This is a genomic window from Geodermatophilus sp. SYSU D01176, from assembly GCF_054050015.1.
The window spans coordinates 269056-292406 of record NZ_JBJGYN010000001.1 but is presented as its reverse complement, the minus strand read 5'-3'; the positions used below and the strand labels follow the sequence as shown (position 1 = coordinate 292406).

Here is a 23351-nt window from a genome sequence, read left to right as displayed (position 1 = left end):
CCCAGGAGGCGCACATGGAAGCGCAGGTCCAGGACGCCGTCATCGCGCGGGTCGACGTCGGCCGGATCGACGTCGGCCGGGTGTCGCTGGGCGACATCGTCGTGGGGCAGCTCCGGGTGGACGACACGCAGGTCGCCATCCGGTCCGGCCAGGCCCTGCTGCGGGACGTGGTGGTCACGATGCGCCTGGAGATCAGCGTGGACTGGTTCGTCGACGTCGGGCTGTTCAGCGATTCGGGCACCGAGGAGCTGGAGATCGTGACCATCCCCTTCGCCCTCGGCGACTTCGAGATCCCGGGCCTCCGGGACATCGACCTCGACATCGCGACGCTGACCGGCTCGAACGTGCAGACCCGCGCCGACCCGATCCCCAACCTCCGGATCGGCGGGCTCGCCGCGGAGGACGTGCGGGCCACCGGCGTGGTCCTGCCGACCGACGGGTTCACGCTGGCCGGTCTCGACCTGACCTCGCTCACCGTGGCCGATGTCGACGTCCCGGCCGCCGCGGTCGACCGGGCCACCGTCGGCCGGGTGAGCGGCGACCCGATCACCCTGCCGAGCCTGCGGCTGCGGGGACTCGCGCTGCCGGGTGCCGCAGCCGGCGACATCCGCAGCGGTGCCGTGGACATCCCGCTGCAGCGGCGGGAACGGATCCCGCTGGGGGGCTTCAGCCTCGGGTTCGTCGGCATCGAGGTCTTCGCGCGCCCAGCGGTGGGGACGCAGGTCTCGCAGATGCACCTGACCGGCGTGCGGGCCTCCCTGGCCGCCGGCCTGGTCGAGCTCGGCACCGTGACCGTCCCCTACACCGTGCACAACCTCACGCTCGCCGACCTCGGCGTCCACACCATCGACATCCCGACGATCACGGTGGCCCAGCCATGAGCGGAGAACCGGTCGACCTCACCACGCCCCAGCCGCCGGTCTCCAGGGAGCGCCCCGCCGCTCCTCCACGACCACTCGGGGAGCTGGGCTTCCAGGGCCTGCTGGACCGCATCGCCACGTCGGCCACCGCGCGCGCCGCAGGAGCCCGGGACGCCGACGAGGCGCAGAAGCTCGAACGCGTGGCGCGGTCGGCGCGCGAGCTCGCCGACGCGCTGTCCGACGTGGGGGTGAGCCGTGGACCCGGCGGATCCGGGCCGGCGTAGCGAGCCCACCCCGCAGCGGGTGGGGATGGTGGTCGCCGGTGCGGGCGCCCGGGGCGCCTACGAGGCCGGCGCCCTGTCCGTCATCGTCCCGCGGCTGGCCGCGGCCGGGGCTCGGCCGCGGGTGTTCGTCGGCACGAGCGCCGGAGCGATCAACGCCACCCTCCTGGCCGCCGGCGCGCACCTGCCGGCCGACGAGCAGGCCGCGGCGCTGCTCAGGGTGTGGCGCCGGATCGGCCCACGCGACGTGTTCGCCCCCTTGCTGGTCTCCACCCCGCGGACGGCCGGGACGTGGCTCGCGCAACGGCTCGGCATCGGGGGCGTGCGGCTGGCCGGCCTCGTGGACACCACGCCGCTGTCCCGCACCGCCGACGCGGCCGTCGACTGGGGGCAGCTGCGCACCAACGTCGATGGCGGGGACTGCCAGGCGCTGGCCGTCGTCGCCACGTCCGGCCGCACCGGCCGCACGGTCGTCTTCACCGACCTGGCGCCCGGCTCGACGCTGCCGCCGACCGACGAGGACCGGGCGCTGGACTACGTGGCCGCCCCGGTCGGCAGCTCGCACGTGCGGGCCTCGGCGGCCATCCCCGTCATCTTCCCTCCCGTACAGGTGACCGAGCCGCCGGAGCGGACCGGGTGGTACCTCGACGGCGGGGTCCGTCTCAACGCCCCGCTCAAGCCGGCCCTCGACCTCGGCTGTGACGCCGTGGTGGTGGCCGCGACCCACCCGGACACGTACGCCGTCGACCCCGGCACCGCCCACCACGACCGGCCCGACGTCGACGACGCGCTCGTCATGCTGCTGGACGCCGCCTTCGTCGACCGCATGGTCGAGGACCTGCGGACGCTGACCAGGGTCAACGAGCTCGTGGCCGCTGGTGGCCGACGCAGCAGCAGCGGACGGCCGCAGTCCGTGGTGCCGCACCTCTTCGCCGGTCCACCGGAACGGGCCACCCTCAGCCGGCTGGCCGCCGACGTGTACCGGGACCACTTCACGGGGCTCCGGGGCGCGCTGCGCACCCTGTGGGAGCCCGACCTCCCGCTGCTGGCCCAGCTCCTCGGCGGGGACGGGCCCCGCCGCGGGGACGTGCTGAGCTACCTGCTCTTCGACCCCGAGTTCATCGACCGGGCGATCGCGCTCGGCCAGGAGCACGCCACCGCGCTGTTCGCGGACACCCCGACGACGCGGGTGCCGTGGCGCACCGAGCCGGGGGCGCCACCGACGGACCCGGCGCCTCCCGGCGGACGGACCGCGGACGCCGGCGCCGGGGACGAGGGCCCCGTCCCACAGCCGCGACCGGCACGGGCCGGCGCACCGACACGCCCTGGAGGTGCCACGTGAAGGCCTCGCTCCCCTCTGCATCGGTCGCCACCCTCTCCGTCGGCTCGGTCGACGTCCGGGAGGTGGCGGTGGGTCCGCTCGAGGTGGGGCGGCTCGTCCTGGACGCCGTGCACGTGGACCTCAGCACCGGCGCGGCGGTCTTCCGCGACCTGCGCGTGACCGTCGACCTGGACCTGCAGCTGGACTGGCGGGTGACGGTCACGATCCCGCTGGCCGGCAGCTACAGCTGGGACGGCACCGTGAAGATGGGCAGCCACTCGCTGACCGTCGGGCTGGGGGACGTCGAGGTCCCCGGCCTCCGCTCGGCCGACCTGGTCCTGCCGACGACGACGGTGGAGCGGGTCCGCGCCGTGGTCGGGCCGCTCCGGGACGTGCGGCTCGGGCCTCTGGTGGCCGAGCGGCTGCGCCTGCGGGAGGTCACCGTCCCCGTCCCCGACTTCACCCTCACCGGCCTGGGGGTCGGCCGGATCGGCCTCACCGGCCTCGGCGTCCCGGGCGCCACGTCGGCCGACGCGACGGTCGAGCGCCTGCACGGCCAGGCGCTGCCCCTCGGCCAGGTGACGATCCCCGACCTGCGGGTCCCCGAGGCGTCGGCCGGACGGGTCACCAGCGGGCCGGTCGACGCCTTCGGCACCTCGAACCCGGTCCGCTTCGTCGCGGACGCGGGCGTGCTGACGCTGACCCTCCGCGCCGTCCCGGCGGCGCGCATCCGGGTGCGGGAGCTGGTACTCGACAACCTGCGCACGGGCCTGTCGATCGGAGCCGTCGAGCTGCACGACGTCGTGCTGCCGTACGACCTCCTCGGCCTGACGCTGTCCGACCTCGGCATCGACCGCATCGACGTACCGACCATCGAGGTGGTGTGACATGACCGGACCGGACCAGCCGGACGGCGACGTCGTCCGCGTACCGACCGAGCAGGTGGACGCCGTCATCAGCCTGCAGGACGTCCTCGACCGGGTCCGCGACGGGGCCGCGGCGCGCGCCGCGCAGGCCGACGAAACCGGCGCCGCGAACCAGGACGCGCTCTCGCGTATCAGCGACCTGGCCGCCCAGCTCTCCCAGGAGCTGGCTCGGCTCGGCCCGCTGGACCAGTGAGACACCACGGCACCGCACGAGGGAACCGCGCACGCCCCGAGGAGGCCCCCATGACCGAGACGTCCACGACCGAGCCACCCCGGAGCGGGATCACCGGCGACGGAGCACCCCGCACGACGGCGCAGCCCGGCGCCGTCACGTCCGGGAAGGGCTACCGGCCGGGCCTGCCGTGGCGGGTCTACCGCGGGGCGGCCCAGGCGCTGGACCGGGTGGTCGGCTGGGACCGGCTGCCGGTGCCGCTGGGGCTGGCGGTGCTCGCCGGCCTCCGTGACGCGCTACGCCGGCACAACCTGCACGACACCGGCGCGCTGCCGACCACGCAACGCCCGGCCGTCCCGCCGTTCGACCCGCAGGTCCTGACCTCGCGAACGGTGGACGGCAGCTACAACGACCTCGCTGTCCCGTCCGCGGGGACGTCCGGCTCACGGTTCGGGCGCAACGTCCCGCTCGTCGCGGCCGGCCGGCCGGCACCGGCCGAGGTCGTCGAGCCGAGCCCCCGCGAGGTCAGCCGGCAGCTGATGACCCGGAACGAGCTCATCCCCGCGACGTCGGTCAACGCGCTGGTCGCCCCGTGGCTGCAGTGGATGATCCGTGACTGGTTCAGCCACGGGAAGAGCCCCACCGAGAACCCCTGGCGGGTCGAACTGGCCGACGACGACCCGTGGCCCGAGCGCCCCATGCTGATCATGCGCACCCCCGAGGACCCGACCCGCCCGGACACCTCCTCACCGCGGACGTCGGTGAACACCTGCACCCACTGGTGGGACGCCTCGCAGATCTACGGCGTCACCGCCGAGCAGCAGCGGGAGTCCCGGACGTTCGAGGGCGGCAAGCTGCGCGTCGAGGCCAGCGGGATGCTGCCGACGCCGAGGAGCAACCACCCGACGCTCGAGGAACCGGGGTTCTGGCTCGGCCTGGTCCCGATGCAGACCCTCTTCACCCGCGAGCACAACGCCGTCTGCGACATGCTGGCCGACGAGTTCCCCACGTGGGGTGACGAGGAGCTGTTCCAGCGCGCCCGGCTGGTGGTCGCCGCGCTGACCGCCAAGATCCACACCACCGAGTGGACCCCCGCCGTCATCAGCCACCCCACCACGGTCACCGCGCTGCGGGCCAACTGGTGGGGCCTGGCCGGAGAGCGCCTCAGCACGCTGTTCGGCCGGCTCAGCGACAGCGAGCTGGTCAGCGGCATCCCGGGGTCGCCGACGCGGGACTACGGCGTCCCCTACTCCCTGACCGAGGAGTTCACCGCCGTCTACCGCATGCACCCGCTCGTGCCGGACCTGTTCGACCTGCGCTCGCACGAGGACGACCGGCGGTACCGGGCGGAGCCCTACAGCCTGCGCGAGCTGGCCGGCCCGAAGTCCCTGGCCCTGCTGGACACCGTGCCGGTGGCCGACCTCCTGTACTCCTTCGGCACGGAGCACCCCGGGGTGGTGACCCTGCACAACTTCCCGAGGTTCCTGCAGGAGTTCGTCCGGCCGGACGGGCAGGTCATGGACCTCGCCGCCGTCGACATCCTGCGCCACCGCGAGCTCGGCGTCCCCCGGTACTGCGAGTTCCGGCGGCTGCTGCGGCTGCGGGCGCCCGCCGGGTTCGAGGAGCTGACCGGCGACCCCGAGCTCGCGCGGCAGATGTCCCAGCTCTACGGCGGGGACGTCGAGAAGGTCGACCTCATGGTCGGGCTGTACGCCGAGCGTCTCCCCGAGGGGTTCGCGTTCAGCGACACCGCGTTCCGGATCTTCATCCTCATGGCCTCGCGCCGGCTCAACAGCGACCGGTTCCTGGCCGAGGACTTCACCCCGGCGGTGTACACGGTGCCCGGCATGCGCTGGCTCGCGGACAACACCATGGCCTCGGTGATCCTGCGGCACTACCCGCAACTGCGACCGGCGATGCGCTCGGTGTCCAACGCCTTCCTGCCGTGGCAGCGTCCCGGCGTCCGGAGCTGAGGAGGGCACCGCCATGGTGATGACCGGCGTGGACGACCGGCTGCGCGCGATCCGGGAGCGGTGGGAGGCCAGCGGGGACCAGCGCGCGGCCGCCCGCAGGGCGGTCGACCGACGGGACCTGAGCCTGGTCAACCCACCCGAGGACCTCCGGAAGCGCCGGGACCGGCTTCAGCAACGGCACCTGCGGCTGGAGGGCATCGTCGACCAGGACGACTCCGTCTGGCTGAGCTTCTTCGACTGCGGGCTCCGCGCGGCCCGTTCGGTGGGTCGGGTCATCGAGACGCCGCGGCGCCAGCCGGTCGTGCCCATCGGCACGGGCTCGCTGGTCACCGACCGCCTCCTGCTGACCAACCACCACGTCATCCGGACGCCGGACGAGGCAGCGGGGATGGCCGTGGAGTTCGCCTACGAGTACGACGAGGACGGCGAGTCCCGGGACGAGGACCGGTGGCCGCTGGCCCCGGGCGACTGCTTCGTCACCGATCCCGACCTCGACTTCACCGTCGTCGCGGTCGCCCTGCGGGACGGCCGGCCGCCCGGCGAGACGTACGGCTCCATCCCGCTCATCGGACAGACGGGCAAGGCCGTCATCGGCGAGGTGCTCAACGTGATCCACCACCCCGCGGGGGAGCGCAAGCGGGTCAGCCTCCGGTTCAACCGCATGGTCGCCGAGGACGAGCACTGGCTGCGCTACGAGAGCGACACCCGGGAGGGCTCCTCGGGCGCGCCGGTCTTCAACGACCAGTGGGAGATGGTCGCGCTGCACCACGGCGGGGTCGCCGCGACCGACGACGAGGGCTTCGAGCTGACCCGCGACGGGCAGCGCTGGACACCCGACATGGGGGAGGACGCGGTCGCCTACGTCGGCAACGAGGGGGCCCGGGTCAGCCGGATCGTCCGCAGCCTCCGCGGCGCCGACGTCCCGCCGGAGCAGCGACGCCTGCTGACCCCGATCCTCGGTGAGGAGCAGTGAGATGGGCGCACCCACGCTGGTCTTCCTGCACGGCCGCGGACAGGAGTTCAAGAAGCCGGAGCACCTGCTCCGCCGGTGGCTGGCGGCCCTGAACGCCGGGCTCACCGCGGCCGACGCCGACCCGTTGCCCGCCGACCGCGTGGTCCTGCCGTTCTACGGCAACGTCCTGTACCAGGTCACCGCGGCGTCGGCGGGCAAGGCCCTCCGGCTGGAGTCGACGCGGTCGACGGACGAACCGGGGCCGTTCTCCCCCGCCACTCCGCCGGAGACCGGCGCGCTCGAGCGGGAGCTGCTCCTCGACATGGCCCGGGCCGCCGGGATGGCGGTCCCCGACCCTGACGAGCCGCCACCGCCGGTCGAGCGGACGGGGGGCAGGGGGCGGCTGCGCGAGGAGGGCCTGCGCGACCGGATCCTCTCCTGGGGCCCGGCGCGCGAGCTCCTCGTCTCGCTCGCCAAGCGGTCGCGGGTCGACCAGCTGGTGATCACCGCGCAGCTGCGCGACGTCGCCCTCTACCTCAGCGACGGCCGGGACGAGGTCCTGCAGGTGGTCCGGGAGGGCGTCCCCGCGGAGGGGCCGCTGGTGCTCGTCTCGCACAGCCTGGGCACGGTGGTGGCCCGGGACCTGCTGCACGACGACGACGTCCGCGAGCGGACGGCCCTGTGGGTGACCGCGGGGTCACCGCTCGGCCTGGAGGCGGTGCAGAAGAACCTCATCGATCCGGGCCACAGGCACCCCGGGGTCGAGTGGCTGACCGCCTACGACGTCAACGACGTGGTCGCTCTGGGACACCCCCTGGAGAAGTCCTGGGGAGCGCCGCTCACCGACCTCGAGGTGGAGAACGACACCGACCCCCACTCGATCTCGCGCTACCTGGCGCAGGCGGGGGTCGCCGGCCCCATCGGGACCGCGGCGGCCCGCTCGCACTGACGCAGCCGCCGGCCGTCCGCCCCGGGACGGCTCCGCCGCACGGTGGCCCCGGTCCACCGCGGGCCCTCGAGCAGCCCACCCGCCCCGCCGGCGTCGTCGTCGAGGGACCGGCTCGTCGCCGTTGACGGCTCGGTGACGCCGGCCGTGGTGTGCTGCTGCGGAGGCGGTCCGCGCCTGGCGACGTCGCGCCGCCCGCCGGATGTGCGCACGGGAGGACCGGTGTCACCCGTCGGCGAGCCGCCTCCGAGCAGAAGGGGCTCGCGCATGCCCGGAGCGTCCGTCCGCCTCCGCCGGATCCGGCAGACGGGCACGAGCCGCGCCGACGGCGGTCCCACGGGGCCGGGCCACCGGGCTCTCAGGGGTGTGACGTGACGGACGGCGGGGGATCCGGCCGGTCCTCTGCCGCCTCGACGGCGCCCGGCGGCCACCGCCTCGGGCTCGTGCCCGCCGAGCCGACGGGGTGCGACGGGCAGCGCGTCGAGCACCCCGAGGGCCGGTCGACGCACCCGGCCCGGACGCCTCCAGGGCCGGGTGGGCACCGGGCTGGGAGCCGGCCGGACCCATCGCGCGGCCCCGGTGTCGCGGGCGCCGGTCCGGCCCTCCCCGACCTGACCCGGACCCACGGTCCACTCCCCGATCGGTCAGCCGGCGTGCTCGGTGCGCGCGTAGCTGCGCGCCCCCCACCAGCCCCACTCCTCCTCGTTGGGCGGCGTGCCCATGCGCGCGTCCACCACCCAGCCGTAGAGGCGGAACAGGAACCACTTGATGTCGTGGGCGTAGCCGGCGAGGTTGGCCGGCCGGTTCACGACGTCGTAGGAGACCCACCACAGCCGGTCGAGGTCGTCGGCGGCGGCGAACTCCCGGACGGCGTCCGCAGTCGCGTAGTGGTCGGGGTGGTCCGCGGGGTTGAGGGCGCGGTCGTGGTCGGCGGTGTTGACCCACGGGCGCATCGTTCCCCGCTCCGCGGCGACGATCCCTCGGACGGTGGTGACCAGGTCGTCCCAGCTGTCGTAGCCGGTCGACCCGTCGATGGCCGCCAGCGCGGGGATCTCCCCGCGCTGCAGCTTGCCCAGGGTGCGGAGGCCGGTGGACTGGAAACCCTCGCCGGTGACGTTGCCGTCGGGGAGCCGGAGGGCGTACAGGGCCCAGGTCGGCCCGGTGTGGCGCTGGATCGGGTGCCCGTTGACGGTCACCCGGTCCGACGCCGGCGTGCCGGGGGTGAGCGTGCCGGCCAGCGACTCGATGCACGCCGCCTCGTGCGCCTCCCACCAGCCGTCGGTCCGGCCGGCGTCATCCGCGGTGAGCAGGACCTGCACCGTCGTCACGCCCACGGTGTGCAGGTCGGTGAACAGCCCCTCGCCACGGAAGAGCAGAGCGTCGTCGGTGTGGGCGGTCACGTAGAAGACCACGTCGGACACGGCCGCCTCCTCCGTTCGGGCCCCTCCTCGGAGACCACGGGGGACGAGCCTGCCCGCATCGCCGCCGACACGCCCGGACCGGGCGCGTGGGAGCCGACGCGGACCTCCCGACGGAGCCGGCGGCCCTGGGCCCGGACTCACCGGGAACCGTGCGACCCGATCGCACAGCGGTGCAGCAGGACAGCCACCCCGATGACCGACGGCGCCTGGCACACGGCCGGACGCCGTCTGCACGTCCACGAGAGGAGACCCGCGTGTCCGAGCTGAGCGTGAGCCAGTGGGCGTCGGTGACGCCGGCCGCCGGGTGGGTGTTCGACGCCGGGCCCTTCACCGACGGAGCCGGGAGTGACCTCTTCGGTTACCACCCGGGCAACGGGACGCTGTGGGTCGCGGAGAACCGCGGGGACCGGTTCGCGTTCTCGGACCCGTGGGCCACCGTGCACCCCCCGGACGGGTGGCAGTTCGTCGTCGCCGACGTCACGGGTGACGGCCGGGCGGACGTCGTCGGCTACCACCCGGGCAACGGTGCCGTGTGGGTCGGCGAGAACCGCGGGGGGAGCTTCGCCTTCGCCCGGTGGGCGGACCTGGCCCCGGCGGCCGGCTGGCGGATCCACGGCGGCCTGTTCACGGGCCGGGCGCGAGCCGACCTGCTCGCCCACCACCGCGACAGCGGCTCGCTGTGGGTCGGGGAGAACACCGGCTCCGCGTTCGCCTTCCGGGGCACCTGGGCCACGGTGACGCCGGGCGAGGACTGGCGGTTCGCGACCGCGGACGTCATCGGCAACGGGACGACCGACGTGGTGGGGTACCGGCCGGACGACGGATCGGTGTGGGTCGGGGAGAACCGCGGATCGTCGTTCACCCTCACCCGGAGGGAGTCCCTGACACCGGCGCAGGACTGGACCATCCGCACCGGCCTGTTCACCGGACGGGACAAGGCCGACCTGCTCGGCTACCACCCCGGCAACGGGACGCTGTGGATCGCGGAGAACACCGGCGTCGGGTTCGCCCTCCGGGAGCTGTCGCCGCCCCTGCGCCCGGCCGAGGGCTGGCAGGTCGTCACCGGCAGTGTCAACGGCGACCTGTGGGACGACGTCATCGCCTACCAGCCGGGCAACGGGTCGGTGTGGGTCGGGGTGCTCCCCACCCGGCCGATCGAGGGGTACTGCTGGCCGCTCTCGGCGCGCCCGGGCGAGTCCATCTCGTTCCACCTCTCGCACGAGGGCGAGGCGGTCGCCTCGATCCGGCGGCACACCTCCACGTCGGAGACGGTCGACTCCCCCGAGGTCCGGTCGACGGCGTTCACCGCGGAGCACCAGGTGGCCCCGGCGGCGGCGTGGCGCGACGGGTGCGGCTGGGACGAGACCTTCAGCCTGACCGTGCCGCCGGAGTGGAGCTCGGGCATCTACTCGGCCGCCTGCACCGACTCCACCGGTGGACGCTGCGACATCACCTTCGTGGTGAAGCCGGGCGAGGACCGGCGCTCCCGCATCGCGGTGCTCGCGAACGTGAACACCTGGCTGGCCTACAACGGGTGGGGCGGCCGGTCGAAGTACTCCGGCGCTGCCCGCACGAGCTTCCTGCGCCCCATGCCGCAGTCGGCTCCGAACGGGGACACCCACCTGACCCGCGGCGAGCTCTGGGTCCTCGGGTGGCTGGAGAGCCAGGGCCACTCCCCCGACGTCGTCACCGACATCGACTTCCACGACGCCGGGTGCGACCCCGGGCAGTACCCCCTGCTGGTGGTCGGCACCCACCCCGAGTACTGGACGCCGCAGATGTACGACCGGCTGGCGTCCTACCTCGATGCCGGCGGCAGCCTCGCCTACCTCGGTGGCAACGGCGTCTTCGAGGCCGGGGAGTACGACGACGACCGGACGGCGATGGTCTTCCGGCTCGGCGAGGAGGGCGGGCACCGCGAGCACGCCCTCTTCCGGGTGCTGGGCAAGCCGGAGCGCTCGCTCCTCGGCGTCGCCACCGAGCGCTGTGAGGTGCCCGGGTCGGCCTACGTGGTGCGGTCCGCCGGTCACCCGTTGTTCGAGGGGACGGGCCTGTCGAACGGCGACACCGTCGGCGCCGTCGGCCTCAGCCGGGGGCACAGCGGCGGCAGGGGCAACGGCGCGGCGAGCGGATGGGAGGTCGACACCAGCCGCGGCCCCGGCGCGACCGGCGTCCCGGGGGCCTGCGACCTCGACCAGGCGAAGCTCCCACGGACGGGAGTGCCGCCCTCGGCCCTGCCCGCCGGCCTCGTCGTCCTCGCCCAGGGCGTGCCGGACGGGACCAGCCCGGGAGCGGACATGACGTACTACGACCACCCCGGCGGCGGTTTCGTCTTCTCCGCCGGCTCGCTGACGTTCGGCGGCAGTCTCGTCGTCGACGAGGCACTCAGCACGCTGGTGCACAACGTGCTCCACCGGGCGGGCATCCCCTGAAGCGCGGGCACGGCACGTCCGAGACCTCGTCACCTCGCCGACCGGCGGTGCACCGGTGGGCAGGCCGAGCCCGGGCCTGAGGACTCTCGACGGCGGTCGGTCGCTCCACGCCGGTCGAGCGGCTGAGGGGGGCGGCCCGAGGCGGATCGTCCTCCCGCGGAGGGGAGGTCTTGTCGACCCACGACCACGAGAGGAGAATTCCGATCGGAGAGGAAAGGCGATGACCGCGGACGTGTGGAACTTCCGTGATTTTCGGCCCATCTCCGCCGGGGACGTGGATCTCTCCGGTTTCGAGGTGATGGGTCGCGATGGTTCGATCGGTGTCGTGGACAGGGCGACCAACACGGTGAGTGCCAGCTATCTGGTCGTCGACACAGGTGACTGGCACCCCGATCACCAGGTCATCCTCCCGGCCTTCACGGTCGAACGGGTGGATCCCGAGAAGAAGGTCGTCTTCGTGGACCGCACCCGCAAGGACATCGAGGACGCGCCGGACGTCACGCGCGCGGACATGCGGACGGCCCGCTTCCAGGACCGACTGTCGGGCTACTACCACGGGTTGTACGACACCGGACTCTGACCATTCCCCCGTCAGGATCGGGATCGCCGGCGGGTCGATTCCTGATGACGCACGCCGTGCGACACCAGGGCGCGGGACGAACGGCTTCTCCCCCTTCCGGTTCGCTCCTCGACCGGACCGGCGGATCGGCTCCCACAACACGCAGTCGTGAGCGTGTGCAGCGAGTCGCCCGTCGGACCCCAGGAGGGCCCCGCGGTCGCCGTGACCGCAGGACCCTCGTCCCATGAGAGCTGCAGGGGGATCCGGAGTGCAGTCCCTGGTGGCGCGGCGCGCGTCATCGCACGAGCGGCCGACGTGACAGCGGCGGAGGACGACGACCACCGCCGTCGGCCTGCCATCATGACTGCCGACGGAGCGACCGTCGCCCGTCGCGGTGGCCGTGAGGCGGAGCGGCCAGGGACACACCATGGATGGGGCCATGGACGGCGCCGCGGACCCGGCTGCGGCCCCGGCGTCGTCGCAGGATCCGGGGACGGGCGGCCTGCGCGTGCGGCTGTTCGGGAGCCTCGACCTGCGCCTGGGCGAGACGCCGATGCCCGCACTGGGATCGAACCGCGCCGAGTCCCTCCTGGCGTACCTGGTGCTCCACCGGGAGCACCCCCAGTCCCGCGAGCACCTGGCCTTCCTCCTGTGGCCCGACTCGACCCGCTCCCAGGCACGGACCAACCTGCGCCACGTCCTGCACCGGCTGTCGCACACGCTGCCCGAGCTGGAACGGTTCCTCGACATCGGTCCGCGGACACTCCGGTGGCGCCGGGAGGCGCCCTGGTGGTCGGACGTCGCCGAGTTCGAGCGATCACTCGCCGAGGGCCGACTGCGGGAGGCGGTCGAGCTCTACTCGGGAGACCTGCTGGAAGCCAGCGACGACGACTGGCTGGGCGCGGAGCGCGAGCGCCTGGCCCAGCTGCACCGGGACGCCGTCGACCGGCTGGCGCGGACGCTCGGGGCGGAGCGCCGCTGGGCCGAGGCCCTCCGATACGCCGAGCGCCTGGTGCGCCTGGACCCGCTGCGCGAGGAGTCCTACGGCCTGCTCATCCGGCTCTGCGACGCCGCCGGCGAGCGCACCCGGGGCCTGCGCGCCTACCACGCGTGCGAAGCCACCCTGCAGCAGGAGCTGGGCATCGCACCGTCGGCCGCCACCCGCCGGGCCTACGAGACGCTGCTGCTCGCCGGCGCCCAGCCGGCGACACCGGGAGGGCGGCCGGCATCGCCCACTCGGCCGCCGCTGGTCGGCCGCGCGACCGAGCGGGCCCGGCTGACCACGGTGTGGCGCTCGGCGTGCAGCGGGCGGGCGCAGCTGGCCCTGGTGACCGGTGAACCCGGCGTCGGCAAGACCCGGCTGGTCGAGGAGCTGAGCGCCTGGTGCGCCCGGACCGGCGCAGTCACGGCGGAGGCCCGGGCCTATCCGGCCGAGGGCACGCTCGCCTACGGCCCGGTCGCCGCCTGGCTCCGCGCGGAGGGGATCGCCGCAGGCCTGCCGGGGCTGGACCGGACCGACCTGACCGAGCTCGCGCGGCTGCTGCCCGAGCTCCTCGCGGAGATCCCCGGCCTGCCCGCCCCCGGACCGCTCCCCGAGGGCGAGCAACGCGCCCGGCTGTTCCGGGCTCTGACCCGCGCCGTCCTCCCTCCGGGGACCCCGGTGCTCCTCGTCGCCGACGACCTGCAGTGGTACGACCAGGAGACGCTGCAGTTCCTCCACTACCTGCTGCGCACCCAGCCGGACGGCCGGCTGCTGGTGGCCGCCACGGTGCGGCACGAGGACGTCGATCCCGGCGATCCGGTCCGCCGTCTCCTGGTCGCGGTGCAGGCCCTCGGGCGATCGGTGGAGATCCCGCTCGTCAGACTGGGCCCCGAGGAGACGGCGACGCTCGGCGAGCGCGTCGCCGGCCGCCCGATGGCCGCCGCCGAGGCCGAACGCCTCTACGCCGTCAGCGAGGGGAACCCGCTGTTCGTCGTCGAGGCCCTGCGCGCGGATCCCACGGGCAGGCACCCCCCGCCGCCTGGATCGCGGGCGCACGCGGTGATCGCGACCCGGCTGGCGCAGCTCTCCGAGCCGGCCGCCGCCCTCGTCGGTGTCGCGGCGACCATCGGCCGGGAGTTCACCGCCCCGCTGCTCGCCCGGGCCGGTGGGATGGAGGAGGCCCAGTTCGTGCGCGGGCTGGACGAGTTGTGGCGCCGGGGCCTGGTCCGGGCCTTCGGCCCCAACGCCTACGACTTCAGCCACGGGCAGATCCGCGCCGCCGCCTACCGCGCCCTCAGCCCTGCGCAGCTGCGCGGCCACCACCTCCGCGTGGCCCGCGCCCTCCAGCACACCGCCGGGGACGGCGACGTCCCCAGCGGCCGCATCGCCGTCCACCTGGACCGTGCGGGCGCCGCCGCCGAGGCCGTCGCGGCGTACGAGCGGGCCGCTGCCGACGCCCGCCGCCTGCACGCGAACGCCGAGGCGGTCCGCCTCCTCGAACGCGCCCTGGAGCTGGCCACCGACCTGCCCGCGCGCCCCTCCACCGACGCCCTCCGGCTCCGGTTGCTGGCGGCACTGCCGCCGCCGCTCATCGCCACCGAGGGCTACCTGTCGCCGCGGGTCACCGACGTCCACGCCCGCGCCCTCCCGCTCGCGCGGACCCTGGGCGCCGAGCCGATGGCGCCCCTGGTGTGGTCGCTGGCGATGGCGACGCTCACCCGGTGCGACTTCGCAGGGGCCCGGCCCCTCGGCGAGGAGCTCCGCCGGCGCGCCGAGCGCGACGGCGACGACGTCCTGTGGGTCCAGAGCGCCTACCTGCTGGGCGTGGCAGCCTTCTGGCAGGGCCGGCTGGAGACCGCGCGGGCGGAGTTCGAAGCGGCGGTCGACCGCTACCGGGCCGATCAGCGTGCGACGCACGTGCAGCGGTACGGCCAGGATCCGGACGTCTTCTGCCGGATGCGCCTGGCCTACACCCTCTGGCTGCTGGGACACCCGACTGGAGCGGAGCGGGCGCGGGAGACCGCGCTGGCCATGGCCGAGCGGACCGAGCACCCGTACACCCGCTGGGTCGCGCACATCTGGAGCGGCCTGCTCGCCCTGGACCAGCGGGACACCCTCCGACTGCGGCACCACCTGCACGCCCTCCAGCCGGACGGGAGCGTCGAGCAGCCGGGGCAGGTGCTCCTCCCGGCCGCCGCCTTCGCCGGCCTCCTCGCCGTGCTCGACGGCCGGCCCGAGGCAGGGCTGGACCGTCTCCGCCGCACCCTGGCCGAGGCACGCGGCGGGCCCCCGACCGCTCCCGGCGTGAACGGCATCCTCGGGCTCGTCCTGGTGCAGGCCCTGGACGCTGCCGGCGAACCGCGGGCCGGCCTGGCCGCCGCCGACGAGGCGCTCGCCCTCGGCGAGGGAGCCCAGCTCTGGGAGCCCGAGCTGCGCCGGCTGCGCGCCCGGTTCCACCGCGCTCTGGGTGCCGAGCGGCGGGCGGTCGAGGAGCTGGAGCAGGCCCTGGCCGTCGCCCGCCGTCAGGGCGCGCGCACCGTCGAGACGCGCATCGAGGCCGCTCTCGCCGGGCTCCGCACCGCGGGAACGCGCTGAGGAACGCTCCGGGAACGGGCCGCCCGACACTCTCCGTCCCGTACCACCTCGGGGAGGAGACCGGTGATGTCGGTGGACCAGGTCGTTCCGTCCGGTGCCGTGCACGCGACGGCGTGGGCCCGGCTGAGGGCGCGGTTCCGCGGGGCGCTGCTGCGCCCCGGCGAGGAGGGCTACGACGACGGGCGCCGGGTCTGGAACGGGGCGGTGGACCGCCGGCCGGCGGGAATCGCCCGCTGCGCGGGCGCTGATGACGTCACCACCGCGGTGCGCTTCGCGCGCGAGCACGACCTGCCCGTCGCCGTGCGCGGCGGCGGTCACTCGATCGCCGGCCACGGCGTCTGCGACGGCGGCCTGACGATCGACCTCTCCCCCATGAAGGGCCTCCGGGTCGACCCGGCTGCGAGGACCGCGCGGGCCGCCGGCGGTGTCCTGTGGGGAGAGTTCGACCGGGCGACCCAGCCGTTCGGCCTGGCCACGACCGGCGGGATCATCAGCTCGACCGGCATCGGGGGGCTGACCCTCGGCGGCGGCCTCGGCCACCTCATGCGCCGGCACGGCCTGACCGTGGACAACCTGCGCGCGGTCGACCTGGTCACGGCCGACGGCACCCGGCTGCACGTGGACGCCGACAGCGAGCCCGAGCTGTTCTGGGGACTGCGCGGCGGCGGCGGCAACTTCGGCGTCGTCACGGCCTTCGAGTACGACCTGCACCCGGTCGGTCCGATGCTGCTCGGGGGACCGCTCTTCTGGCCGCTGAGCGAGGCCGGACGGGTCCTGCGCGTCCTGCGCGACTACGCGCCCGAGGCGCCCGACGCGCTGGGGATCACCGTCGGGATGGCGTCCGCTCCCCCGACCCCGTTCACCCCTCCGGACCGCTTCGGCACGCCCGCCCTCGGGCTGGTCCTGGTCTGGGCCGGGGACCCCGCCGAGGGCGAGCAGGCGATCGCGCCGTTGCGCCGGATCGCCACCCCGTTCGCCGACGGCATCCGCCCGACCCCCTACCTCGCGCTCCAGTCGATGCTCGACGGCGGCGCGCCGCACGGCCGGCACTACTACTGGAAGGCCCACCGGCTGCCCGTACTGGCGGACGCGGTCATCGACGTCCTCCTCGAGCGCATGAACGCGATGACGACCCCGTTCGCGCAGATCAACGGCTGGGCCGTGGGCGGCGCGGTCGGCCGCGTCGATCCCTCCGCGACCGCGGTCGGCGACCGCGAGGTGGGTTTCGAGCTCAGCCTCACCGTCGGCTGGCCGCCCGCCGACCCGGACGGTGAGCGGCACCGGCAGTGGGTCCGCGACGGCTGGTCCGCCCTGCAGCCGTACAGCAGCGGTGTCTACGCCAACTTCGTCTCCGACGAGGGAGCCGCGGGCGTCCGCGCCGCGTACGGCGACCGCATCCCCCGCCTGACCGCGCTCAAGGACCGGTACGACCCGACCAACGTGTTCCGGCAGAACGCCAACATCCCGCCGACCGAGGGAGGTCTGCGATGACCACCGACTTCGACGCCGTCGTCGTCGGCGCCCGGTGCGCCGGCGCCCCCACCGCCATGCTGCTGGCCCGGGCCGGCCACCGGGTGCTGCTGGTGGACCGCGCCCGCTTCCCCAGCGACACCCTGTCGACCCACTACATCCACCAACCCGGCGTCGCCGCCCTCGCCCGTTGGGGTCTGCTGGACCGGGTCGCCGGCTCCGGCTGCCCGCCCATCCGCAGCCAGGTCCTCGACGTCGGCCCGCTCGCACTCACCGGCGCGCCGCCACCGGTGGACGCGATCTCGCAGAGCTACTGCGTGCGCAGACAGGTCCTGGACTCCATCCTGACCGCCGCGGCCGCGGAGGCCGGCGCCGAGGTGCACCAGGGGCTCTCCGTGCAGGAGGTCCTCGGTGACGGCGGACGGGTCACCGGCATCCGCGGCCGGGTGGACGGCGGTCCCACGGTCACCGGGACCGCGCGCATCGTCGTCGGTGCCGACGGCGTCCACTCCCTCGTCGCACGGGCCGTCGCGGCCCCCACGTACCGCGAGCACCCCACCCTGACCTGCGCCTACTACTCCTACTGGGCCGGTGTCGAGATGTCCGCCGCGGAGCTGTACCCCCGCCCCGGCCGGTCGGTCATCGCCGCGCCCACCAACGACGGCCAGGTGATGGTCATCGTCTACTGGCCACGGGCGGAGTTCCCTGTCGTCCGCGCCGACGTCGAGGGTCACGTCCAGGCCGCGCTCGACGCGGTCCCGCAGCTCGGCGACCGGCTGCGCGCCGGCCGGCGCACCGAGCCGTTCCGCGGCACGGGGCACCTGCCCAACCACTTCCGGCGACCGCACGGGGAGGGCTGGGCGCTGGTGGGCGACGCCGGATACCACAAGGACCCCATCCTGGCGCTCGGCATCAGCGACGCCTTCCGGGACGCCGAGTTCCTGGCCGAGGCCGTCGACGCCGGACTCACCGGCCGCATGCCGATGTCGGCAGCCCTGGCCACCTACCACCGGCGCCGCGACGAGGCCGCGGGGCAGGGCTACGACAACAGCGTCCAGCTCGCCGCCCTGCAGCCGCCGCCTCCGGACGTGCAGCGACTGATGGCGGCCCTGCAGCACGACCCCGAACAGACGGGCCGCTTCTTCGGCACCCTGATCGGCACCGTGCCGGCAGCGGAGTTCTTCGACCCCGCCAACCTGACCCGGATCCTGGGGCGGCTGCCGGCGTCGCCCCGGGTCGCCGCGCCGGTCCCCTGAGCGGAGCCCCACCGGCAGCGGCAGTACAGCCCCGGTCGGGTCGGATGCCGGGGCCGCTCAGGACGTGTCGTCCGCCAGGAACCCGAGCACCTCGGCGGCGAACAGCTCCGGTGCGGTCAACATCGCGACGTGGCCCTGCCCCGCCATGGTCACCAGGCGGGCACGGGGCAGCGCCGCGGCCAGCAGGGCTGTCGACCTCGCCTCCGACGGCGGGCTCTCCGAGCCCGCCAGCAGCAGGACCGGCACGCGCAACGAGCTGAACCGCTCGGGTCGCAGCCGGTAGGCCTCGAGCGCGCGTCCCTCCCGGACGACGGTGTGGGCCGCGGCCACCCGGTTCGGCCAGGACGGCAGCGTCTTCATTCGGGCCAGCTGGTCCGCGGTCACCCCGGCGGCCACGGTGAGCAGTTCGCTCACGACCTCCTCACGCCTGCCCTCGGCCAGCAGGTCCGCCAGCTCGTCGACCAGGCGGGGATCGATCGACCCACCCGCGTCCGCTTCGTACAGGACCGCCCGGCGGACCCGGTCGGTCAGCACCAGGGCTTCCAGCACGCACGTGCCGCCGTAGGAGTGGCCGAGCACGTCGACCGGACCGCCGGTGGCGTCGGCGATCGCGTCGACGACGGCCGCCACGTCGGCACCCTCGTCCTCGATCCGGTGGTCCGCGGCGTCACCGCTGCCGCCCCGTCCCCGCCGGTCCATGGCGTGGACGGTGCGGTGCGGCTCGAACAGCGGGAGCACCGTCTCCCACCGGGAGTGGTCGGCCGTCACCCCGTGCACGAGGAGCAGCGCCGGCCCCTGTCCGCTGCGCCACCAGGCGATGCGGACCCCGTCCCGCGACGTGGTCGTCAGCGGGGTCGCCGTGTGGACGTCCATCCTGTCCCCCTCCCACCGATCCGATCCCGTGGGTGCAGGATGCTCGGTCGGCCGGCGCCACGGCAGCGGGCGATCGCCTCCGCCCCGGCCATCCGCCGCCGGGCGCTGCCTCCCGTGCGACGACGACCGTTCCAGGTCACCGGAGGTCGTGGGTCAGCTCGGCGTGGCGCTACCAGACGCTCTCTGCGCCGGATCGACCGGCGGTCCCCGCGGTCGGCCAAGGCGCCGCGACCGCCTCGCCGACCGGCGTCGATCAGGTCGCCGGGACCTCTTCGCCGGCGCGCTGCATCTCCGCCATGGCCTTGATCATCTCCGCGAACTGCTCGGAGTCCGGCGGGACGAAACGTTCCGCGGTGGGGACCTGCTCCAGCACGCGCAGGAACTCCTCGAGCGCCGTCCCACTCGCTGCCGGCAGGTGCGAGGAGAAGATCCGCCGAGGCTGGAGCCGGCGCACCCGATCGAGGATCTGACCGAACTCGGCCGGGTCGGTCATGTGCACCCACGGCGAATCCGACGTGGCCCAGCCGATCATGCCGCCGGCGAGGGCCTCCGGAGCGACGTCCGAAGCATCCTGCGTGGGCTCCGGCAAGAGCGCCCCGAAGGCATCGACGGTGAACAGCGCCCCGGTGGAGCGGTCCAGCACGCCGATGGACATCGGATTGTCGAACAGCGGCGGGGCGACCGCGGTGAGGGTGCGGTCACCGACGTGGATGTCATCGCCAGACCGGATGGCGTGCACCCGGTCCATCGGGACGGGCCACCACGTCGACATGCGCAACGCAGCGAACCCGTGGGTCACGAGCTTCGCGTTCGGCGCCAGGTCCATGATCCGTTGGATGTTCCCGGTGTGGTCAGCGTCGTCGTGGGTGAGCCAGACCCACTTGAGGGTCCCCAGGTCGATGATCGAGCTGACCGCGTCGACGAACTGGTCAGCGTCGACGGCCACGCCGCTGTCGATGAGAACGGGCTCCTCGGCCAGGATCAGGTAGGCGTTGATCGGCAGGACACCTATCCCCGGAAGGGAGATGTTGGTGGGCAGGACGTGGACGTCGGCCGATCCTCGGTAGGGGTTGTCCATCGGGAGCCTCCGGTGGTCGCACTCGTTGGCGCGCCGAAGCTAGGCGCGATGCACGGCGCCCGACCAGGGCCTTTGTCCTCCGAGTCGCGGGGTCCCCGACGACCGCGGGCGCGCCGGTGACGTGGGGCCGCCAGGCCTGACCTGACCGTCTCCCGTCGTTCCCGGACCGGAGGACCGGACGTGACACGAGGTCCACTGCACGGCCACACTCCCCCTCCATGGACCGCCGGGACCTGGAGCTCCGCAACCGGAGCTACCGGCTGTTCGTGGCGCTCGGGCGAGCTCCGTCGGCCGAGGAGGTCGCCGTTGCGACGAGGTCGACCGCCGCCGAGGTCCGTCAGGGTTGGCGGCGGCTGCACGATGGCCACGCGCTGGTGCTCGACGCCACGGGCTCGGAGATCCGCATGGCCAATCCCTTCTCCGCCGTCCCGACCGCGTATCGGGTGCGGGCGGCCGGGCGCTGGTGGTACGGGAACTGCGCCTGGGACGCCTTCGGCATCTGCGCTGCCCTGCACACCGACGGCCGGATCGACACCACCTGTCCCGACTGCGGCACCCCGGTCTCGGTCGGCGTCCGCGGTGAGGAACCGGACGAGCCGTCCCTGCTCTTCCACTGCCTGGTGCCGGCGCGTCAGTGGTGGGACGACATCGTCTTCACCTAGAGCACGATGAACCTCTTCCGGTCGGAGGAACACATCACGCGCTGGCTCGGGATCCGGCCCCCGGGCGAGACCCTGACGGTGACGGCGCTGAGTGCGCTCGCACATGCCTGGTGGGGCGACCGGCTCTCGCCTCGGTGGACCCCGCACACCCGGGAGCAGAACCAGGCCATCCTGGGGAGCCTGGGACTGGTCGGCTCCTTCTGGCAGCTCGGGTGACGGGGAAGCGGACGCTGATCCGGCCCCGGAGCCTGCCCGAGGCCGGTCCCAGCCGGCGGCCCGAAGCGGTGATCGCTACGTCAGCGACCCCAGTTCGGCAGGCGTGTGCAGGAGCGTGTCGCCCCTCGGACACGGCCTCCCCCCGGGAACCTGACGGTCAGGATCCCGGGGCATCCCCAGGTCCGGGTGACCCCCGCAGCGCGTCGGTCAGCAAGGCGACCAGAGCCTCGAGCTGCACGTCGGCCGACGAGGAGACCTCCTCGTCCGACCCGTCGAGGGCCCGGGCGGCGAGCCCGGCCTTGCCGTCGATCAGCTCGGCGATCCGGGCGTCGATGGTCTGCGCGGCGATGATGCGCCACGCGGTGACCGGCTCGGTCTGCCCGATGCGGTGGCTGCGGTCGATGGCCTGGGTCTGCTCCGCGTCGGTCCAGGACAGCTCGGCCAGCACGATGTTCGAGGCGACCTGCAGGTTCAACCCGACACCCGCCGCGGTCAGCGAGCACACGGCGACGGCGACGTCCGGGTCGTCCACGAAGGCGTCGACGTTCGCCTGCCGCGCCGTGGGCGTCTGGTCGCCACGGATCGACGAGAAGCGCACCCCCTGCCGGGCGAAGAGCTCCTCGGCGGCGTCCATCACGTCGACGTGCTTGGCGAAGAAGACGACCTTGCCGGCGCTGCGGGCGAGCTGCGCCGCGTAGTCCGCGGCGAGCTCGGCCTTCGCGCGGCCGATGCGTCGCATCATGCTGAACACGTTCTCGCCGGACTGCGCGGCCGTCGCGTCCTTCAGCTCCGACCGGGCCACCCGGCGGACGAGGTCCGGGTCGATGCCGCCGTCGATGCCCTCGGCGACGGCGTCGGAGGACCGGTTCGCGAGCGCGGTCTCGTACCGGGCCACCATCCGGCGGGCCAGGTCCCGCTCGGCCGCCCGGATCGACCGGCCGACCGGTCCGTCCAGCTCGACGGGGAGGTCGGCGATGCGGCGGGCGGGGATGTCGGCGGCCACGTCGACCTTGCGGCGGCGCACGATGCCGAGGTCGATCACGCACTGGCGAGCCGCGGCGGAGAAACCCCGGTCGGCGGGCGTCAGACCGGCGTCCTCGAGCGCGTCCATCAGCTCGTCCGTGGGCGTGTCGTCGTCGATCCAGCCGAGGAACTGCCAGATCGCCCGGAAGTCCTCGATGTCGTTGATCAGCGGGGTGCCGGTCAGCGCCATCAGCAGGGGCCGCGGGGTGCGGAACCGGATGCGGTCGGAGAGCGCGAGGACGTGCTGGGAGCGCTGGGAGGTCTTGTTCTTGATGAAGTGGGCCTCGTCCACGACCATGCCGCGGAACCCGAAGTCGCCGAGCCAGCCCACGTGGCGGTCGAGCACGTCGTAGTTGACGACGACGACGTCGGCGAAGCCGTCGACCGTCTCGCCGTCGCCCTGCACCACGGTGGCCCGGCGCTGCGGCGTCCAGCGGGCCGCCTCACGGGCCCAGTTGGTCTTGACGACGTTCGGCACGACGACGAGCAGTGGATAGGCGTGCGCCGCCTCCGCGGCGAGCAGGGCCTGCGCCGTCTTGCCCAGACCCGGCTCGTCGGCGAGCAGGAAGGTCCGGTGGCCGGCGGCGGCCGCGGCGACCAGCCGCCCCTGGTGCGGCATCAGCTCCAGGCCCGCCGGGGTGAACCGCTCCGTCGCCGCCGGGAGCGCCATGCACGCCGGGGCTCCCGCACCGGCGCGCTCGAACGAGCTCAGCAGCGGGCCGAGCAGCTCCCAGCCGGCGAGGCGGCGCGGCCGGGACGTGGCCTGCGGAACGGCGGAGAAGTCCGGGGCGAGGAAGGGGTTGGCCAGCTGCCGGGAGACCACCGACTGCGGCACGACCCGCCGGTCCGGCCCGGCGGGAACGGCCGCGGGCGCTGCCTGCGGGACCTCGTCGGGCGTCGGCTCGATGCCGGCGTCCCGCAGCAGCTCCCGCTTGAGCGACCGGGCCGCGTCGGAGACGACGGCGTCCTCGGCGAGCAGGGCCAGCAGGCCGGCGTCCCGGACGGCGGTCGTCGCGAGGATGGTCGCGATGCCGTCCAGGCGCTTGAGCTGCTCGGCCCGCTGACCGTCGCTGCCGGCCGCCGCCTGGACGCGGGCGCGCTCCTCGCGCAGCAGCAGGGCGACGGCCTGGAAGGTCGTGCGCACGGTCGGCGTCACGCGGCCGTGCCGGGCGGCCGCCTCGACCTCACGGACGGTGCGGGCGAGCACCGAGACGACGTCGCCGCGGTGGCGGACACGTCGCTGCCTCCGCGGGGCGGTACGGCGAGCGCCCGTCTGGCGCTGGCCTGGTCGGACCACAGACTCCTCCTCTGGTGCCGGGCACGGTGGCCGCGGCCGCATGCTGCACGGTCCCG

Annotated in this window: 19 protein-coding genes; 15 read left to right on the top strand and 4 right to left on the bottom strand. The window is 74.3% G+C overall.

All coding sequences use genetic code 11. From position 1 onward, the window contains the following. Positions 1 to 14: 14 nt before the first annotated feature. The 8 genes from ACI78Z_RS01330 to ACI78Z_RS01295 are packed head-to-tail and all read left to right on the top strand — an operon-like array spanning position 15 to position 7434. Positions 15 to 881 carry a hypothetical protein gene (locus ACI78Z_RS01330; protein WP_457034709.1) on the top strand — a complete coding sequence of 289 codons (867 nt, stop codon included), beginning with the start codon at positions 15 to 17 and terminating at the stop codon, positions 879 to 881. Next, positions 878 to 1144: a hypothetical protein gene (locus ACI78Z_RS01325; protein ID WP_457034708.1), complete on the top strand. Its 267-nt coding sequence runs from the start codon at positions 878 to 880 to the stop codon at positions 1142 to 1144. Before ACI78Z_RS01330 ends, ACI78Z_RS01325 begins: the two co-directional genes overlap by 4 nt. 25 nt (positions 1145 to 1169) lie before the next feature. After that, complete coding sequence (locus ACI78Z_RS01320; RefSeq protein ID WP_457034762.1) at positions 1170 to 2483, top strand: patatin-like phospholipase family protein; 1314 nt, start codon at positions 1170 to 1172, stop codon at positions 2481 to 2483. Continuing rightward, complete coding sequence (locus tag ACI78Z_RS01315) at positions 2480 to 3349, top strand: hypothetical protein (protein ID WP_457034707.1); 870 nt, start codon at positions 2480 to 2482, stop codon at positions 3347 to 3349. The genes ACI78Z_RS01320 and ACI78Z_RS01315 overlap by 4 nt, the downstream gene beginning before the upstream one ends. Before the next feature lies 1 nt (position 3350). Next, positions 3351 to 3581: a hypothetical protein gene (locus ACI78Z_RS01310; RefSeq protein ID WP_457034706.1), complete on the top strand. Its 231-nt coding sequence runs from the start codon at positions 3351 to 3353 to the stop codon at positions 3579 to 3581. Between the two features lie 50 nt (positions 3582 to 3631). Further along, on the top strand, positions 3632 to 5533 hold the full coding sequence (locus tag ACI78Z_RS01305) for a peroxidase family protein (protein ID WP_457034705.1): 1902 nt from the start codon (positions 3632 to 3634) through the stop codon (positions 5531 to 5533). Between the two features lie 13 nt (positions 5534 to 5546). Beyond that, on the top strand, positions 5547 to 6506 hold the full coding sequence (locus ACI78Z_RS01300; RefSeq protein WP_457034704.1) for a trypsin-like serine peptidase: 960 nt from the start codon (positions 5547 to 5549) through the stop codon (positions 6504 to 6506). A gap of 1 nt (position 6507) precedes the next feature. Then, complete coding sequence (locus ACI78Z_RS01295) at positions 6508 to 7434, top strand: hypothetical protein (protein ID WP_457034703.1); 927 nt, start codon at positions 6508 to 6510, stop codon at positions 7432 to 7434. Positions 7435 to 8075: 641 nt separating this feature from the next. On the opposite strand, the gene ACI78Z_RS01290 is transcribed toward ACI78Z_RS01295, so the two are convergent. Beyond that, complete coding sequence (locus ACI78Z_RS01290) at positions 8076 to 8852, bottom strand: hypothetical protein (RefSeq protein ID WP_457034702.1); 777 nt, start codon at positions 8850 to 8852, stop codon at positions 8076 to 8078. A 254-nt stretch (positions 8853 to 9106) separates the two neighbouring features. Here ACI78Z_RS01290 and ACI78Z_RS01285 point away from each other — a divergent pair, with 254 nt between their 5' ends. From ACI78Z_RS01285 to ACI78Z_RS01265, 5 genes are all read left to right on the top strand, one after another. After that, complete coding sequence (locus ACI78Z_RS01285) at positions 9107 to 11284, top strand: N,N-dimethylformamidase beta subunit family domain-containing protein (protein ID WP_457034701.1); 2178 nt, start codon at positions 9107 to 9109, stop codon at positions 11282 to 11284. A gap of 220 nt (positions 11285 to 11504) precedes the next feature. Beyond that, positions 11505 to 11864 (top strand): hypothetical protein, encoded by a 360-nt coding sequence (locus ACI78Z_RS01280; protein ID WP_457034700.1) that lies wholly within the window; start codon positions 11505 to 11507, stop codon positions 11862 to 11864. Positions 11865 to 12282: 418 nt separating this feature from the next. After that, complete coding sequence (locus tag ACI78Z_RS01275; RefSeq protein WP_457034699.1) at positions 12283 to 15420, top strand: ATP-binding protein; 3138 nt, start codon at positions 12283 to 12285, stop codon at positions 15418 to 15420. 72 nt (positions 15421 to 15492) lie between these two features. Beyond that, a complete protein-coding gene (locus ACI78Z_RS01270; protein ID WP_457034698.1) occupies positions 15493 to 16911 on the top strand; it encodes an FAD-binding oxidoreductase in 1419 nt (472 codons plus the stop codon). Next, entirely contained in the window at positions 16908 to 18146 is a 1239-nt protein-coding gene (locus ACI78Z_RS01265) for an FAD-dependent oxidoreductase (RefSeq protein WP_457034697.1), read from the top strand. The genes ACI78Z_RS01270 and ACI78Z_RS01265 overlap by 4 nt, the downstream gene beginning before the upstream one ends. Positions 18147 to 18203: 57 nt before the next feature. On the opposite strand, the gene ACI78Z_RS01260 is transcribed toward ACI78Z_RS01265, so the two are convergent. Together ACI78Z_RS01260 and ACI78Z_RS01255 are read right to left on the bottom strand one after the other, a co-directional pair. Beyond that, complete coding sequence (locus ACI78Z_RS01260; protein ID WP_457034696.1) at positions 18204 to 19019, bottom strand: alpha/beta fold hydrolase; 816 nt, start codon at positions 19017 to 19019, stop codon at positions 18204 to 18206. A gap of 253 nt (positions 19020 to 19272) precedes the next feature. Beyond that, a complete protein-coding gene (locus ACI78Z_RS01255) occupies positions 19273 to 20097 on the bottom strand; it encodes an oxygen-binding di-iron domain-containing protein (RefSeq protein WP_457034695.1) in 825 nt (274 codons plus the stop codon). A 218-nt stretch (positions 20098 to 20315) separates the two neighbouring features. On the opposite strand from ACI78Z_RS01255, the gene merB reads away from it, so the two are divergent. Together merB and ACI78Z_RS01245 are read left to right on the top strand one after the other, a co-directional pair. Continuing rightward, entirely contained in the window at positions 20316 to 20759 is a 444-nt protein-coding gene (gene merB, locus ACI78Z_RS01250; RefSeq protein ID WP_457034694.1) for an organomercurial lyase, read from the top strand. Between the two features lie 6 nt (positions 20760 to 20765). Next, a complete protein-coding gene (locus ACI78Z_RS01245; RefSeq protein ID WP_457034693.1) occupies positions 20766 to 20975 on the top strand; it encodes a hypothetical protein in 210 nt (69 codons plus the stop codon). Positions 20976 to 21132: 157 nt separating this feature from the next. Here ACI78Z_RS01245 and ACI78Z_RS01240 read toward each other — a convergent pair whose 3' ends face one another. After that, on the bottom strand, positions 21133 to 23295 hold the full coding sequence (locus ACI78Z_RS01240) for a DEAD/DEAH box helicase (RefSeq protein ID WP_457034692.1): 2163 nt from the start codon (positions 23293 to 23295) through the stop codon (positions 21133 to 21135). Positions 23296 to 23351: the final 56 nt, after the last annotated feature.